Annotated in this window: 20 protein-coding genes and 1 tRNA gene; 10 read left to right on the forward strand and 11 right to left on the reverse strand. The window is 66.5% G+C overall.

The features are described from left to right. The first annotated feature begins 281 nt into the window (after window positions 1–281). A complete protein-coding gene (locus LKE06_RS32340) occupies window positions 282–1,484 on the forward strand; it encodes an IS30 family transposase (RefSeq protein ID WP_228003296.1) in 1,203 nt (400 codons plus the stop codon). Here the strand turns inward: LKE06_RS32340 and LKE06_RS33435 are convergent. Both LKE06_RS33435 and LKE06_RS32350 read right to left on the reverse strand, forming a co-directional pair. Continuing rightward, complete coding sequence (locus LKE06_RS33435) at window positions 1,459–1,686, reverse strand: helix-turn-helix domain-containing protein (RefSeq protein ID WP_372477461.1); 228 nt, start codon at window positions 1,684–1,686, stop codon at window positions 1,459–1,461. The genes LKE06_RS32340 and LKE06_RS33435 overlap by 26 nt on opposite strands. A gap of 83 nt (window positions 1,687–1,769) precedes the next feature. After that, the gene (locus LKE06_RS32350) at window positions 1,770–2,081 is read right to left on the reverse strand and encodes a transposase (RefSeq protein ID WP_228003232.1); all 312 of its coding nucleotides are present in this window, start codon (window positions 2,079–2,081) and stop codon (window positions 1,770–1,772) included. 312 nt (window positions 2,082–2,393) lie between these two features. Between LKE06_RS32350 and LKE06_RS32355 the strand changes: the two genes are divergently transcribed. Then, the gene (locus tag LKE06_RS32355) at window positions 2,394–2,927 is read left to right on the forward strand and encodes a hypothetical protein (protein WP_228003233.1); all 534 of its coding nucleotides are present in this window, start codon (window positions 2,394–2,396) and stop codon (window positions 2,925–2,927) included. Between the two features lie 215 nt (window positions 2,928–3,142). Beyond that, window positions 3,143–3,586 carry a hypothetical protein gene (locus tag LKE06_RS32360; protein WP_228003234.1) on the forward strand — a complete coding sequence of 148 codons (444 nt, stop codon included), beginning with the start codon at window positions 3,143–3,145 and terminating at the stop codon, window positions 3,584–3,586. 368 nt (window positions 3,587–3,954) lie between these two features. On the opposite strand, the gene LKE06_RS32365 is transcribed toward LKE06_RS32360, so the two are convergent. Then, window positions 3,955–4,791 (reverse strand): PhzF family phenazine biosynthesis protein, encoded by an 837-nt coding sequence (locus LKE06_RS32365; RefSeq protein WP_228003235.1) that lies wholly within the window; start codon window positions 4,789–4,791, stop codon window positions 3,955–3,957. Window positions 4,792–4,876: 85 nt separating this feature from the next. Between LKE06_RS32365 and LKE06_RS32370 the strand changes: the two genes are divergently transcribed. Beyond that, entirely contained in the window at window positions 4,877–5,752 is an 876-nt protein-coding gene (locus LKE06_RS32370) for a LysR family transcriptional regulator (RefSeq protein WP_228003236.1), read from the forward strand. 174 nt (window positions 5,753–5,926) lie between these two features. Here the strand turns inward: LKE06_RS32370 and LKE06_RS32375 are convergent, their stop codons facing one another. The 4 genes from LKE06_RS32375 to LKE06_RS32390 are packed head-to-tail and all read right to left on the reverse strand — an operon-like array spanning window position 5,927 to window position 8,902. After that, window positions 5,927–6,478 (reverse strand): MFS transporter, encoded by a 552-nt coding sequence (locus LKE06_RS32375; RefSeq protein ID WP_228003237.1) that lies wholly within the window; start codon window positions 6,476–6,478, stop codon window positions 5,927–5,929. Window positions 6,479–6,498: 20 nt separating this feature from the next. Next, window positions 6,499–6,903: an MFS transporter gene (locus tag LKE06_RS32380; RefSeq protein WP_228003298.1), complete on the reverse strand. Its 405-nt coding sequence runs from the start codon at window positions 6,901–6,903 to the stop codon at window positions 6,499–6,501. Next, entirely contained in the window at window positions 6,873–7,958 is a 1,086-nt protein-coding gene (locus LKE06_RS32385) for a saccharopine dehydrogenase family protein (RefSeq protein ID WP_228003238.1), read from the reverse strand. Before LKE06_RS32385 ends, LKE06_RS32380 begins: the two co-directional genes overlap by 31 nt. Before the next feature lie 2 nt (window positions 7,959–7,960). Beyond that, the gene (locus tag LKE06_RS32390; protein ID WP_228003239.1) at window positions 7,961–8,902 is read right to left on the reverse strand and encodes an NADP-dependent oxidoreductase; all 942 of its coding nucleotides are present in this window, start codon (window positions 8,900–8,902) and stop codon (window positions 7,961–7,963) included. Window positions 8,903–9,021: 119 nt separating this feature from the next. Between LKE06_RS32390 and LKE06_RS32395 the strand changes: the two genes are divergently transcribed. Genes LKE06_RS32395 through LKE06_RS32405 form a run of 3 tightly spaced genes read left to right on the forward strand, consistent with a single transcriptional unit; the run spans window position 9,022 to window position 10,909 of the window. After that, window positions 9,022–9,597: a TetR family transcriptional regulator gene (locus tag LKE06_RS32395; protein WP_228003240.1), complete on the forward strand. Its 576-nt coding sequence runs from the start codon at window positions 9,022–9,024 to the stop codon at window positions 9,595–9,597. A 48-nt stretch (window positions 9,598–9,645) separates the two neighbouring features. Next, window positions 9,646–10,488 carry a helix-turn-helix domain-containing protein gene (locus LKE06_RS32400; RefSeq protein WP_228003241.1) on the forward strand — a complete coding sequence of 281 codons (843 nt, stop codon included), beginning with the start codon at window positions 9,646–9,648 and terminating at the stop codon, window positions 10,486–10,488. 28 nt (window positions 10,489–10,516) lie between these two features. Beyond that, window positions 10,517–10,909, forward strand: coding sequence for a nuclear transport factor 2 family protein (locus LKE06_RS32405; RefSeq protein ID WP_228003242.1), 393 nt, complete (start codon window positions 10,517–10,519; stop codon window positions 10,907–10,909). A 75-nt stretch (window positions 10,910–10,984) separates the two neighbouring features. Here LKE06_RS32405 and LKE06_RS32410 read toward each other — a convergent pair whose 3' ends face one another. Next, entirely contained in the window at window positions 10,985–11,935 is a 951-nt protein-coding gene (locus tag LKE06_RS32410) for an alcohol dehydrogenase catalytic domain-containing protein (protein WP_228003243.1), read from the reverse strand. A gap of 70 nt (window positions 11,936–12,005) precedes the next feature. Further along, window positions 12,006–12,497: a nuclear transport factor 2 family protein gene (locus tag LKE06_RS32415; RefSeq protein WP_228003244.1), complete on the reverse strand. Its 492-nt coding sequence runs from the start codon at window positions 12,495–12,497 to the stop codon at window positions 12,006–12,008. A 134-nt stretch (window positions 12,498–12,631) separates the two neighbouring features. On the opposite strand from LKE06_RS32415, the gene LKE06_RS32420 reads away from it, so the two are divergent. Beyond that, window positions 12,632–13,231 (forward strand): TetR/AcrR family transcriptional regulator, encoded by a 600-nt coding sequence (locus LKE06_RS32420; RefSeq protein ID WP_228003245.1) that lies wholly within the window; start codon window positions 12,632–12,634, stop codon window positions 13,229–13,231. A 120-nt stretch (window positions 13,232–13,351) separates the two neighbouring features. Here LKE06_RS32420 and LKE06_RS32425 read toward each other — a convergent pair whose 3' ends face one another. Then, the gene (locus LKE06_RS32425) at window positions 13,352–13,960 is read right to left on the reverse strand and encodes a TetR family transcriptional regulator (RefSeq protein ID WP_228003246.1); all 609 of its coding nucleotides are present in this window, start codon (window positions 13,958–13,960) and stop codon (window positions 13,352–13,354) included. A gap of 53 nt (window positions 13,961–14,013) precedes the next feature. Here LKE06_RS32425 and LKE06_RS32430 point away from each other — a divergent pair, with 53 nt between their 5' ends. Beyond that, a complete protein-coding gene (locus LKE06_RS32430) occupies window positions 14,014–14,346 on the forward strand; it encodes a winged helix-turn-helix transcriptional regulator (RefSeq protein WP_228003247.1) in 333 nt (110 codons plus the stop codon). A gap of 68 nt (window positions 14,347–14,414) precedes the next feature. Continuing rightward, complete coding sequence (locus tag LKE06_RS32435; RefSeq protein WP_228003248.1) at window positions 14,415–14,600, forward strand: hypothetical protein; 186 nt, start codon at window positions 14,415–14,417, stop codon at window positions 14,598–14,600. A 165-nt stretch (window positions 14,601–14,765) separates the two neighbouring features. Here LKE06_RS32435 and LKE06_RS32440 read toward each other — a convergent pair. Continuing rightward, window positions 14,766–14,841, reverse strand: a tRNA-Ala gene (locus LKE06_RS32440). Window positions 14,842–14,941: the final 100 nt, after the last annotated feature.

Raw genomic sequence — 14,941 nt, forward strand, 5'->3', positions numbered from 1 at the left:
CGGCAGCCGCGGCGGGAGTTCATCCTGGTGCGGCGTATACGTGGTTGCGTAAGAGCGGGTTGGTGATGCGGCGCGGTAGTCCGCGCGTGTATTCCGAGCAGGAGAAGGCCGAGTTCTTTCGTTTGCTGGCCGAACGCGGCAATGTCTCGGCGGTGGCGCGTGAGCTCGGGTTCACCAGGGTCACGTGCTACAAGTGGGCTCACCAGGCCGGGATCTTCACCAGCGAGGCGCGGCAGGTGCCGCCGCGTCGGGAAGAGTTCCTACGATTACGCGCTTCGGGTTTGACTCGTGCGCAGGCGGCCCAGCGGGTCGGCGCGGACAAGCGTTCGGCGGCGGACTGGGACAAGGGCATCACGATCATCCATCGGGGCCGTGTCTACCCCGACGGTCGGGTGGTTCGATATCCGGAACCGATACTGGCAGGCGTGAATTCACCACGCACCGCTCCTGTCCTGGGTGGGAAGATCGACCTCGATCGCGTCGAGAAGGTCATTCATCCGCGGTACGTGAGCTTGCTGGAGCGCGAGCGGTTACGCGATCTGCGTCGCGCAGGGATTTCGATCCGCGCGATCGCCGCCGAACTGGGTCGCTCACCTTCGACCATCAGCCGCGAGTTGCGCCGCAACACGACCTCGGCGCGGGGATATCTGCCGCACTCGGCGCACCGGGCATCGGTCGCGCGCAGGTTGCGGCCGCGGGACACGAAGCTGTCGGTGAACGCACGGTTGCGTGGATACGTTCGAAAGAAACTGCAATCGAAGTGGTCACCGCAGCAGATCAGCCACCGACTGGTCGTCGACTTCCCGACCGATCCGCGGATGCGCATATGCACCGAAACGATCTACCAGGGCATCTACGTCCACGCCCGGGGCGAGTTGAAACGCGAACTCGCTCGGCATTTACGCCGCGGTCGCACGCGCCGCAAACCGCGTCGCGACCCCGCTGCCCGGCGGCCTCGTTTCGTCGATCCGATGACGTTGATCACGACACGTCCACCCGAAGTCGAATCCCGTGCAGTGCTGGGACATTGGGAAGGTGATCTGGTCATCGGCGCCACCAACCGTTCGGCCATCGCGACACTGGTCGAACGATCCAGCCGTTACGTCGTGCTCGTCCACCTCGGAGCAGACCGCAGCGCCGACGCGCTTCGCGACGGTCTCATCACCACCGTGTCGGGACTACCTCCAGCGCTGCGAGGCACCCTCACCTGGGACCAGGGTGGTGAAATGGCCGAACATCGCGCGTTCAGCACGGCCACCGATATGGCCGTCTACTTCTGCGAACCGGGCTCTCCCTGGCAACGCGGCAGCAACGAGAACACGAACGGGCTACTGCGCCAATACTTCCCACGCGGCACCGACCTCAAAGTCCACACCCCGACCGCTCTGCAAGCCGTCGCCGATGAACTCAACAACCGACCCCGCAAATGTCTCGCCTGGCAGACACCCACCGAACGGCTCAATGCTTTACTGAACACCTCGTAATCCGAACCGTTGCGACGACTGCTGGAATCCAAGGCTGCAGCTCACCCATGATCGAGTGGATCAGCTTATGATTAACCACCATGTCGCACTCGCTGAGCAATGCCGCCTGAATTCGCCGCCGCCCGTATGTTCCGCGAGAACGCAGGTGAATCTTTCCGATATCGTCGGCCACAATCGTTCGCCGCAGGAATCGTATCGACACCGCTGGCTTGCGCAAGCGATGAAAGGTGGCCCGGTTCAATCCGACGACACGGCAGGCCGCTCGGCCCGAATGCCCACGTGCGATCAGTCTTTCGACGATCGCATACTTCCTTTTGGGAAGATCACCACCTGCTCGTCGAACAATTCACACGCATCCCGGGTGAGTTTTAACTCGGCCTCCAACTGGGCAATCCGGCGATGCGTTGAGGCCAACTCGTCGGCCTCAACGCTCGGCACGCCCTCACGGACTCCCGCATCGACCAACGCCTGGGCTTTCCACTTGAACAGCGTCGCTGCGGAAATCCCTGTCTCAGTGGCGATCTCGGCGACCCGTTCCCCGGCGCGCAGTCGCGCACACACCTGTCGGCGCACGGACTGCGGATACGATTTCGGCATCATGACCTCCTGACGGTCAGTCTGCCCCAACTCTCACAAGGGTGGTCTCCTCTCCGGGGGCCGGATCATGTGGTCGCATCATCGGGGACCGGCCAATCGTTCCACCGGTCTGTAGGACATTCTGTTCAGCTAGTGGAGCTGAGAGCAGTCGGTTAACAGGCAAGCCCAGAAGTTGAGGATCCAGCCCGCTGCCGTGCACAGCGTGGCAGACCGCCTGTAGTGCCGAGAGCGAAAGGGGCTGCTGCACGATTGGGCGACAGCCAAAGAGCGGACATCATTGCCGTCCTTGTGATACGTGACGAGGGTGGTCGTATGACAACTTCGAACTACGCCGAAACTCGATGGGGTGAGCTTCATGTGCGTGGCGTCCGTCGTGACCCGCCCGATGCCGAGACGATCGCGACGGTACTCATCGAACTCGCACGACAGCAGACGGCCGACCACCCTAGTGCCTATGACGATCCAGCGGCGATCAACGACAAGAGTTCACCGCTACCGCCGATGTCCGCCGACCGGCTCCCGCCACGGCGGGCACGTCGACTCGATCAGAACCAAGTTCGGGCCCTGATCCAGGGCTATATTGCGGGCGCGACGACATACGAGCTGGGAGACAGGTTCGGTATCGACCACCGAACCGTCAGCGCGATCCCCCATCGGCACAACACTCCGATGCGGCGGCGTGGCCTATCCCCCGGACAAGTTGACGAAGCAATCGACCTTTACAACCGAGGCCGGCCCGTCGTCCGGGTCGCCCGAAACCTCGCCGTTGATCCGGTCACTGTGCTAAACCGGCTGCGCGAACGCGGCGTCCGTACCCGCGACACCCACGGACGAGCCCGGTCCTGATGTCCACAGAATCACAAGCAGACCCACACACTCAGCCAGCCAGCCGAACACCAACGACTCCTGACCCGATCAACACCAAGCGAAAGCAAGACACCCTGCAGGAATAGAACACGAAAAAGAGCCACTGAACAGGGAAAACCCGCAGAAGAGCGGGCCCTACATCCATGAGGGACTCGATACAAAGCCCCAGATCAATGCCACTATCGAACCAAAAAGTGGACCTTAGGGGAGCTTACTATAACTCGAAATCGCAGGTAGAAGCCCTGGAGGTCCTGCGGCGGAAGCTTCCCGACCCCACCCCCGCACCCGCTCCACTGCCCACCGACCGACCCAGACCCCGCCGGGCCCGCCAACTCGGCACCGATCAGGTCCAGGAACTCATCGCCGGATACAAGAGTGGAGAGACGGTGTACCAGTTGAGTGCCCGGTTCGGTATCGAGCGGCGGACAGTCGGCGAGATCCTGCACCGGCACGACGTGCCGATGCGCCGCCGTGGCCTATCCCCCGAGCAGACCGATGACGCCATCCATCTGTACAACCTCGGCTGGTCCCTCGCCCGCGTCGGCCAACACCTGGGTGTCGACCCCACCACCGTGCTGGCCAAACTCCGCCAACGCGGCATCCCTACACGAGACACCCACGGACGACCACGCGCCTAAACCCAGCAGCATCGCCACAAGAGAACAGACGTCGGTTGGAGCGTGTCGGACCACAGCAGCTTCTCCTGCTCGGCGCGGACGTCCGGGGTGAGCGTCCCGGCGTGGCACGACGCCGGGCAAGGCTCTGCGGCACGCCGTTACCCGGGTGGATGTCGGACCTGGCCAAGCCGCGACAGTAGCACGCGTCGGTGTTGTCTGCGGCTGGGCTGATCGAGAGCCAGTGGTATCGCAATGCCATGCGGCACGAGGTGAAAACGCTCGGTGCCGTATTGCTTCACGGCAGCGGTACAGGCATGGCTTAGCAACTGCACCGCCGCCGCGGTAATTTGCCGCTCCGATCCGGAATTCGGTGCGGTTCCGGCTCATACTCAGTCGATCCGCACTGCGTGTCCGGTGACCCGAATGCCGGTTGCGGCTGGATCGAGGTCGACCAGCAGCCGGCTCCGCCGACCCATATCGACGCCCTGGGTGATGGTGATTCGGCCAGATTCGGCATAACCGATGTCGCGGAGGTATCCGCCGAAGGCCGCCGCTGCGGCACCGGTTGCGGCGTCCTCGACGACTCCGCCGATGGGGAAGGGGTCGCGGGCCTGGAAGCGGCGGTCGTCCTCGTGCCAGAACAGGTGCACCGTCGTCCATCCGGCCTCGCGCATGACTGCGCCGAGGGCGTCGAAGTCGTAGTCCAGGCCGGCCAGGCGTTCGCGGGATGCGGCGGCCAGCATCAGATGGTCGTTGCCGGCATAAGCCACCCAGGCAGGAAAGGCCGGATCGAGATCGGTTGGGTCCCAGCCGAGTGCTTCCAGCGTGTCGGAGATCTCGGTCGCGGTCGCCGCCCTGGAATGCGTTGCGACGCTGGTCAATGTCGCGGCCGGGTGATCGTCGGCGGTACTGGTCTCGACGACGATATCGCCGATGTTGGTTCGGAAATTCAGTGTGCCGGGACCGATGCGTTCGGTGAGTGCGACTGCGGTTGCGATGGTGGCGTGGCCACAGAAATCGACCTCGGCGAGCGCGCTGAAATAGCGAACCCGGTAGTGCCGGTCGCGTGTGCGGTTCAGGAAGGCAGTCTCCGAATAGCCGACCTTCCCGGCGATCCGCTGCATCTCGGAGTCGTCGAGTCCGGTCCCGTCGAGGACGACCCCGGCGGGGTTGCCGCCGGCCGGATCGGTACTGAATGCGGTGTAGCGCTGTACTTCGGTGCTCATATGTCTCATGCTCGCATCGCGCGACGATCGAGTCCAACGATGTATTTTGATATTCTCCATCGAATATTTCGATAGCATCGCCGGTATGGACACCCGGGTACTCGCCACCTTCGTCGCACTCGCGAGGAGCGGCAGTTTCACTGCGACCGCGGCCGAATTACACCTCGCCCAGTCGACGGTGACCGCACACATCAAGACGTTGGAGACCGAGCTCGGGCTGCGGCTGTTCGATCGGTTGCGGCTCGGCGCGACGCTGACCGACGCGGGGCGGCGGACCCTGGAGAAAGCCGGTCTGGTCCTCGATGCCGAGGCAGCGCTGCGCGCCGATCCGGATGTAGCCGGCCCGATCCAAGGCACGGTCGGCATCGTGGCGCCGGAATCCCTGTGCGGGCACCTGCTTCCCGGAGTGATCGCGGCGTTGCAACGACGTCATCCGGGGGTCGAGGTCATGCTGTCGCCGGCGGGCACGGCCGACGCGGCCGACGCGCTACGTACCGGCCGCTATGCGCTCGCACTGATGCTCGAGCCGTCGCTCGAGGCGCCCGATCTCGTTGTCGATCAGCTGGGCACCCTCGAACTCGCATTCGTTACCGATCGGCGGCAATCGGTGACAGCGCAATCGTGGGCGGAGTTGGCGGAGCAGCGATGGTTCCTACTCGAAGAGGGCTGCACCTACAGCGACGAGGTCGCTCGGTGCCTGCGGGACAGTGCGGCAGTGGTTCGCACGACTCGGTTGGGCAGTATCGAGGCCGCCCGGGCCTGCGTCGCGGCTGGACTCGGACTGGCCGTACTGCCCGTTTTCGCCGTCGACGAGCGGCGGCTGGCTCGTTTCCCCGGGCCGGCGATCGTCGAACCCGGATTGCTGCTGGTCCGTCACCGCCGCCGGTCGATGGGCCGCGCGCTCGACGCGGTGATCGAGGAAATCCGGCGCGGTGCAACGAAGCTGCTTTCCGGCGGGTAAGCGATCACAGCATCAAGCTGGTCGGTGCCGACCCTGTGCGCCTGGACATGCCGGGCTGGATCGCACAAGACCTCGGCGAGCCAGGCTGAGCGTGACGCTCTGTGCGCGCAGACCTTCCGCGCGACCTACGCCGACGGCACGCGGCGCAGGAATTCGACGAAGAATAGCTGGAAGTCACTGGCGCACAACCGCTCCGCGACGGTTGTTGGTGCGGGGGCCGAGGATTCGCACCGCGGCCGCCATGGCCACCAGCAGGGCAGCAGAGCCCGCGTACAGAGGTCCGGCGCCCACCGCCGACAGGACGGTCAGCGCGCAGAACGGCAGGACGGTGGCGACCAGGCGGGATGCGGCGTAGGGCAGGCCGATGGCGATGCTGCGGCGGGCAGTGTGGAAGAGCTCGGTTTGGTAGATGTGGGTGAAGTTGGATTGCATGATTCCCGCGGTGGAGCTGGCCAGGCCGAACGCGATAGCGAGCAGCGGCGAGGCGGTCAGGCCGAAGGCCACTCCCGATCCGGCGACCGCCAGGGTGGCCGCGACGAGCAGGGTGCGGCGTTCGAAGCGCTCGGCGCAGAACACCGAGAACAGGGAGCCGAGCGGATAGCCCAGCCCGATCAAGGCCGCGTACACAGTGAGTGCGACGGGTCGATCCCCTTGTGCTGCAGGACGATCGGAGCGACGGAGGCGAAGCAGTAGAAGCCGATCGGGCCGAGGATCTGCATCGTCCACAGCAACACCGCCCGCGCCCGCTACCGATCATCCGAGCGAGCCACGGGCGGGGCCTTGTCCGGTTCGAGGGCCGTCGATTCGACCGGCGCGCTACCGATTTCGCGCTCGATGCGCGCCAGCGCGGCCGTGGCGTCGGCCGTTCGACCGGTGGCCGCCAGCCAGCGCGGGGATTCGGGCAATCGCCGACGCAGCAGCCACAGCGTGATCGCTCCGACGCCGGCGAATACGAGCAGCCAACGCCAACCGGCGATGCCGAACAAGGGACCGTTGGCCAGCTTCGCCAGGATTCCCGCTATCGGGACGGCGGTGAAGCCGAGGGTATAGCTCCAGGCGATATAGCGCCCACGCCCGCGCCGGGGCAGCAGCTCGGCCAGGTAGGTGTCGTGCTGTCGACCTACTCGACGATGAGGTAGGACCCGCCGCAGGCTTCGGCAAGGGCGGGACCGAACAGGGCTGCCGGGGTGTGGGCGCCGGGTTTGCCCTCGCCGGCGAGCAGGCGGCGGGCGATCTCGGCGGGCACGGCGCCGGTGTAGGCGTGTGCCTCGCCGACGCGCAGCCAGCCTTCCCTGGTCGTGCCGTCGGCCCAACGCAGGTGCGCGTGGCCCCAGGAGTACTCACGAGGTTGCTTGCGGCCCTTGACCTTCACCCGGGCGAGCCGCCGCTTGGCGAACGCACGGATGGGAGCGATCGCCAGCGCCGCGGTCGCCGGCGGCAGGACCACACGGAAGATCGGCGACGACGGTGCTTCGCTCGAGGCGGCGACCACCGATGCCGCCCCGCTCGCCCTTTGGGCCGCTATCAGTTCACGGAGCGGGACGCTCGCGGTCGTGACTTCGGTGCCGTCGGGCAGGGTGAGGCGCACCGGGTCGCCACCGATCCGCATCGCCACGAGACGTCCATGCGTATAACGGCGTCCTTGGTATCGTCCGCCGCCCTCGACGCCCGGCAGACCGTCGAGGAGAGTTCCGGCGAGGGCCTCGCCGAGCGGTCCCGGCTCGAGCTCGACCGCGGGCACCATGTCGACCCGGACCAGGGTCGGTGCGGGGCGGCCTTCGCACAGCTTGACGACGACACTCTCGGTGGCCGTCACACCGAACCCGGCACCCGTCACCAGGGTGCGGCCTGCGGCGGTGGCCGCACCTGCCATACCGAGCAGGGCGGACACGGCGGCGACATCGTTGGCGAGGTCGATGTAATCGCTGCCCGGCAGACAGGCTTCGACGAGCGCGGGTGCCGTCGCGGTGAAAGGCCCGACCGTATTGATGACCACGGCCGGTTGCCGCCGCCGGATCTCGGCCGCCATCGCGTCGAGCGAATCGGCGACCACGGTGCGGCCGTTGCCGATTCGTGCCGCGACTTGCGACAGGCGAGTAGCGTCGCGGTCGACCAGCACGGGTGAGAGACCCCGGGCGATCAATGCGGTGGCGATCATGCGTGCGCTGCGGCCGGTGCCGCCCAGGATCCAGACCTCGGTGTTCATCGTCATCGCCCTTGCTCGGTCGTGATGATGAGCTTGCCGCCCTTGCTCGTGCCGGTGCGTTCGAGTTCGGTGAGCGCGGGGATCGCCGACGTGAGCGGCACCGTACGGGCGATCGGCAGTCGTAATACGCCCTGGCCCGCGGCTTGCGCGACCGCTTCGAGGTCCTCAGTGACGGGTTGGGCGATCATGACCCGGAAGGGTCCCGGCAGAGCGCTGCGCGCGAATTTCGCCGGCGTGGGGTTGATGTCGATGATGCGGCCGCCTGGCTTCAACAGCGTCCGCGCCACCTTGGCGGGAAGCGTGCCCGCGGTGTCGAAGACGAGATCGAATCGTCCGCGCAGCGGTGCGGAATCGAAGTCGAAGTCGACGATCGGGTCGATACCGAGGTCACGAGCGTCTCGCACGGCGGTGGCGCGGCAGCTGCCGCCGACCGAGGTACCGTGTACCAGGGCGATCTGAGCGGCCGCCCGGCCCACTCCGCCGAGACAGCCGTGGATGAAAATAGCTTGCCCCGCTTGCAGATTCGCCTTGCCGATCAGGGCCTGGTAGGCGGTGACGCCGACGGTCGGGATCGTGGCGGCATCCTCGAAGGAGAGCCCCGCGGGTTTGATCACGACCCCTTGTTCCTCGGCGAGGACCATCTCGGCGAAGGCGCCCGGCGTTTTGAGCGGCGCCGCGCCGAGCACTTCATCCCCGACGCCGAGCCGGGTGACCCCGTCGCCGACCGCTTCGACCACGCCCGCGAAGTCGTGGCCGACCCCGCGCGGGAAGCTGCGGCCGGTCACCACCTTCATTTGGCCACTGCGGATCTTCCAGTCCATCGGGTTGGCTGCCGCCGCGTGGACGCGTATCAGGACTTCGCCGGCACCGGGCCGGGGCGGATCGATGTCCTCGAGCTGCATGACCTCCGGGCCGCCGTAGCGGTGGTACTGGATGCTTTTCATGGTCATTTCGGACCCCCACAAAGAGTTGATGTCATTAGGTGACATCACTCTAGCAAGCGATGTCACCTAATGACATGGCTGGTGTCATCGAGTGACATCACTGCCGGTAGACTCACGGCATGGGACGGTGGGAACCCGGAGCGGGCGGCCGATTGCGTGAGGCCGCGCTGGCGCTGTATCTGGAACGTGGCTTCGAGCAGACGATGGTGGCCGACATCGCCGAGCGGGCCGGTGTCACCGCCCGTACGTTCTTCCGCCACTTCGCCGACAAGCGCGAGGTCCTCTTCGACGGATCCTCCGCGTTGGAGGAGCAGGCGCTCGCCGCCCTGGAGGCGGCACCGGCGTCGACATCGGCGCTGGACGCCATCGCGCTCGCATTGGACGCGGTGGTCGAAATGATCGGTGGCGATCGGGATTTCGCGCGGAAACGGCAGGCGGTAATCGCGGCCAATGCCGAACTACGGGAACGTGAGCTGATCAAGCTCGCGTCGATCTCGACCGCCCTGGCCGGAGGACTGCGGCTGCGCGGCGTCGGCGGGCCCGAGGCGAACCTGGCCGCCGAGACCGGTGTCGCCGTCTACCGCGTCGCCTTCGGACGATGGATCGATGCCGACGAGGAGGGCGACCTGCGCGATGCCATCCGCGAGTCGCTGACCCAGCTACGAGCCTTGACCGCCGCCCCCACCATCGAATGACGAAGCACGGACCGGCACACAGGCGTGCCAGAGGAGCAGACTGGAAGCATGGGGCGAAACGATCTCGGCGCTGTCCTGCGCGAGCTGCGGGAAGGTGTCGAGCCGGAGACTGTGGGGTTTGCCGTCCAGGGGCGGCGTCGAACTCGGGGGCTGCGCCGCGAGGAACTCGGTGAGCTGGCAGGCGTTTCCGCGGACTACATCCGGCGATTGGAACAGGGACGCGCCCGCCCGTCGCTCGCGGTGGTGAACGCCGTTGCGCGGGCGCTGCGGCTGGCACCCGCGCAGTACGAGTGGCTCTGCGCACTCGCCGGGTATGCCGCGGCCGACGGGCACGTGCCGACCGAGCTGACGCCCGGCGCCGGTCGGCTCCTGGAACGAGTGGGCGGGGCCGCGGTGTGCGTGTGCGATGCCGGATGGAATGTGGTCGGCTGGAATGCCGCGTGGGCCAATCTGCGGTGCGGGGAGCCGACCGGGCACCGGTGGGACGGAAATGTCGTGTGGCGCACCTTCGGCGACGCGCCCAGCCGGGTCAGCCGGACAACGGCGGATGCCGCACGTTTCGACTCCATGCTCGTCTCCCGGCTGCGGACCGCGTCGCTGCGTTATCCGGCCGACGCCTCGCTCGCCGCGCTGGTGGACGAACTGCGCACCGCCTCCGGCCGATTCGATCGGCTGTGGCGGACGACGGGAAACACCGTGGCACAAGCAGACTCAGCGGTACTCGGCCACCCGGACCTGGGCGATATCGCACTGGACTGCGACCTGCTCGCGGTTCCGCACGGCGATCTGGTGGCCATGGTCTTCACCGCGCGACCGGGTTCCGCCGATGCGGACCGGCTCGGTGAGATCGTGGACGGCTCCCGCACCGTGGGCCGGATCGGCCCAGGCTAAGCGCGGGCCTGGCGGGCAGGCTGGTGTCATGCCGACCAACGACATGGAAAACACTGCGAGTACCGGCGTGCTGCGCCGGATGGAAAAGGCCATGAACGACCACGATCTCGACGCCTTGGCCGACTGCTTCGCCGAAGACTTCCGCTCGGATGTACCCGTCCACCCGGCACGGAGCTTCACCGGCCGCGACCGCATGCGCAGCAACTGGGCGGGCATCTTCGCCAACGTTCCCGATCTCACCGTGACGGTGCTGGCCTCGGCCGTCGATGACGACCACGTGTGGAGCGAGTGGGAAATGCGGGGCACAACGGTGACGGCCGAACAGTACCTGACACGGGGCGTGGCCATCTTGCACGTGCGCGATGACCGCATCACCTCGGTGCGCTTCTACCTCGACCAGGTCGACAAGGACGAGGCCTGAACGAATGGCGTCTTCATGCCGTTGGTGTCGAGCGGGTCCCGCGAGGAACACCGCGCCAGGAAGGCGGCATTGGGGTTAGAGGGTGATGAAATCCAGGACGAGGCGGCCCCGCAGGCCGCCCTCGGCCAGCCGCCGATGTGCCCAGGCTGCCTGATCGGCCGGTAGCACGTCGGCCACCCGCAGCATCAACTCCCCCGCGCTTGCCTGGTCCCGCAATCGCAGCAGGCGTCCGTGGTCGGTGACCGCCCGGGTGACCAAGACCTTGTGCAGGTGGATACCTCGGTTGACCGGGCCGCCCCAACCACGGACGCCGACCAGCCCACCGCCGTCCCGGATCGCCGGAACGATCAGCGTGTGCAGCGCCGCGCCGTCGAGCAGTGCGTCCACACCGCCGGGCATCAGCGCGCGGAACCGGTCGGCGACATCGTCACCGCGTAGCACGATCGCATCCGCGCCCAGCTCGGTTACCAACTGTGCGTCGGCGGCCGCGGCATCGGCGAATACGCGGAGCCCGTCGCTCTTCGCCAGCTGCACCGCGTACCCGCCGAAGGCGCCCGCGGCTCCGGTCACCGCGACGGTACTGCCGGCGGGCAGGGCGAGCAGGTCCAGCGCGAGCCGGGCGGTGAGGGCGTTCATCAGCAGTGTGGAAGCGGCCGGGAAGTCGGCGCCTGACGGGATCGGAACCACCGATTCCGCCTGCACCACAATGCTTTCGGCGTATGTCCCGCCGCGCGGGCCATAGGCGTCGACGAGGGCTACCATCGGGTCTCCGGGCCGGAGCGAGGTGTCGGTGTCCGGGCCGATCACCTCGACGATGCCCGCGGCGTCCATCCCGGGGACATACGGCCCGGGACGGCCCTTGAACCAGGCTCGCGCGGCTCCGGTGCGAAGCATGATGTCGGTGGGATTGACCGCCACCGCGTGCACGCGAATTCGCACCTCACCGACGCCCGGATCCTGATCGGGCAATTCGACCACCCGCAGTACCTCGGGTCCGCCGAATTCGCTGAGGCCTATTGCCCGCATGTCCTTGTCCCCACTCCTGGGTTCGTCACCGAACCGGCTGCTTTCCGCGCATTGTCGAGGGCATGGGCCGTCACTTCTCGGTGGGGATCGCGCCGGCCGCGGGGTTGCCAACCGACCATCGTGAGCTGACCCGGTTATGGCGAACCCGCCAGACGCGACCGTGATCGCGGACCAGGTCGGTCTCGAACCGGTTGCCCAGCAGCAGGTGGTCCTGGAATTCGACGGACGGTCCCTGGCTGGTTCGGTGGTGCTGCCCGATCAGGTAGCAGGTCAATGTCGCGGTGTCACCATCCACCAGCACGCGAATGTTGGACAGGGCGTGGAAGGTGTCCATCGCCGTTCCCACCGTCTCCATCAAGGTGCGAACGACCTGTTCGCGGCCCACGTAGGGCTCGAACGCGTGGATGCTGTGGTCGATACCGCCGAGGTCGAACACGGCGTCCTCGGTGAAAGCGGAACGCAACAGCTCCTCGTTGCCGAAGTCGATTCCTTCGACGAGCCGGGTTACCGCGTCCACGATGCCGTCTCGGTCGGTGTACGCCGTCGCCTCGGTCAGATTCATCGGAATTCCTTGTCTCGCTATCGAGCAGCGGACCGAAAGGCCCACCGGGCCAACACCAACGTTGGCGTTGGTTACTCGAATGTACCGCTTCTTCTTGCCAACGGCAACGTTGGCGTTGGTGATAATCTCGCCGCATGAAACGCACCGCCGAGAGGACCCGCGACCGGCTGCGGGTGGCCGCGACCACCGAGTTCGCCGAACATGGGCCCGCCGGCACCACCGTGACTCGCATCGCCGCCCGCGCCAACGTCAACAAGGAACGGCTCTATGCCTACTTCGGCGACAAGGACGCGCTCTTCGACGAGGTGCTCACCGAGGCGCTCGAGGAACTGTCCCGCGTCGTCGCCCCGGACGGCCTTCGGTTCGACGATCTGGGCGAATTCGCCGGGCGCACCTTCGACTACTACGAGCAGCATCCCGAACTGGCCCGCCTGCTTCAGTGGGAAGGCCTGCGAGGCGCGCCGCCTGTGAACGCCACAGCGCGCGTGGCACATTACGACCTCAAGGTCGCCGCAGCGGCGCAAGCGCAGCGGGACGGCGTCATCGACGACCGAATCGACGCCGGTCACTTGATGTTCATGATCATCGGGCTCGCGGCCTGGTGGTACAGCGTCCCGCAACTCGCCACCATGATGACCGGGGCCGCGGCCGATACCCCGGATGAACAGGCACGACGGCGAGCCTTCGTCGTAGAGGCCGCCCAGCGCCTGGCTGGTCTGCCGTCGGACTCCTGAACCGCCGGGGGACAGCTCGGCGACGCCGGTGGGCCTCGCGTCCCCCTGATGAACGCCACGCATTCCTTCGGCGGCATCGAAGTGGTCGACGGGACAGCGACAAAGGCAAGAATCGTTGTACTACAACGATTTCCATGCGCACTGCGGGGGACTATCGATGTGGTCGCTCATGGTGGGCACGAGCGACTCCAGGTCTGACATCAACTTCTCGACAATAGGGCCCAGGTCGGCGCCGTCTCCGGCCTCGAGCCATTGTTCGTAGGCCGTGAAGAACACCTGAATGCCCACGCGGGCCGCCAGTCTCGCGATATCGGCTTCGATTCCCCGCTGCCGCAGGGCGTCGGTGAACGCCCGCGCGATGTCGTCGTGCTTGATCAGATCGCGTTCCAGCAGTTCCGGATTCGCCGAGATGACAGCCAGCCGGCGGCGCTGGACGTCGCGCCCCAAAGATTCCCAGTCGAAGTCCACCAGGGTGCCGATGACTACCCGAAGCGGATTGCCGACATCGGATGCCCGGCGAATCGCGTCGACGGGCGCCAGCCGCAGCTGGTCCGATTCGGCGAACAGCACATCGCGCTTATCGGAGAAATACCGGAAGAACGTGCGGGTCGTGACGCCGGCCCGCTTCGCGATCTGAACGACGCTCGCATCCTCGAACCCTTTCTCGTCGAAGAGTTCCAGGGCGGCCCGCTTGAGCCGCTCTTCGCTGCCGAGTTCCCAACGAGGCATGGCCGTATCGTACCCAGCCACTCATGCGGCCTCTACCTGGGTTTTGTCGCGGCGTGACATCAGAGCTAGACGACACCGCCCGCTTCTCGGAGCTGCGTCGACGCATCGAGGGCATCTCACAGAAGATGCTCACCCAAACTCTGCGCGGACTCGAACGGGACGGCCTCGCGCGCCGCACCGTCCACCCCGAAGTCCCGATCCGCGTCGAGTACGCACTCACCGAGGCGGGCCGCACCCTCCGCGAGCCACTCCGCCCTACAGGAATGGTCGATCCCCCACCTCGACGACGTCTCCGCGGCTCAGGAAGCCTACGACCGCGTGGATCGAGCCCCCGCCGACTCACCAACCACGGATCCCGCGACGAAAGCTCTTGGGCGGCACCCTAATCCGTGGGTGGCCTCGACACCGGATCGAAGCGCCCGGCGGATCAGTAGGAGGCGGTCAGGGCTCGCAGTTGGGCGAACGATCGGGCAATGGCGTCGGGCAGGTCCGGGTCGCCGTCGGCGTCGACCCATCGCTGGAAGGTGACCCGGTACACCGCGGCGCCGGCCTCAGCGGCCAGGTCGGCCTCAGCGGCCAGGTCGGCCTCGGCTGCGCCGACACCCGTCGGCGCAGCCCGTCGGCGAGGGCCGCCGTCTGACTGATGCGCTGGCCCGCTGTGAGCCGACAGCAGACGAACGACATCGACCCCTTACGGGAATAGAACCAACGAAAAGCTCTTGACCTGCAAAACTCTCGCTCACGTAGTGAACGAAAGATCTACTAGAACCACAAACGCGCAGGTCAGAGCGCAAGATCGAACATATGGTGGAGCTAAGGGGACTCGAACCCCTGACCCCCACACTGCCAGTGTGGTGCGCTACCAGCTGCGCCATAGCCCCTGATTGGTTGCTGTCGAGTTTCCCTGACTGCCTGAACGAAGTTACACCACTGGCGTGTCAGTGACCAAATCGCCTTGATTCGGGGTGACGGAGGGGCTGT

Origin of the sequence: Nocardia australiensis, assembly GCF_020733705.1 — a bacterium.
GTDB classification, from domain to species: domain Bacteria; phylum Actinomycetota; class Actinomycetes; order Mycobacteriales; family Mycobacteriaceae; genus Nocardia; species Nocardia australiensis.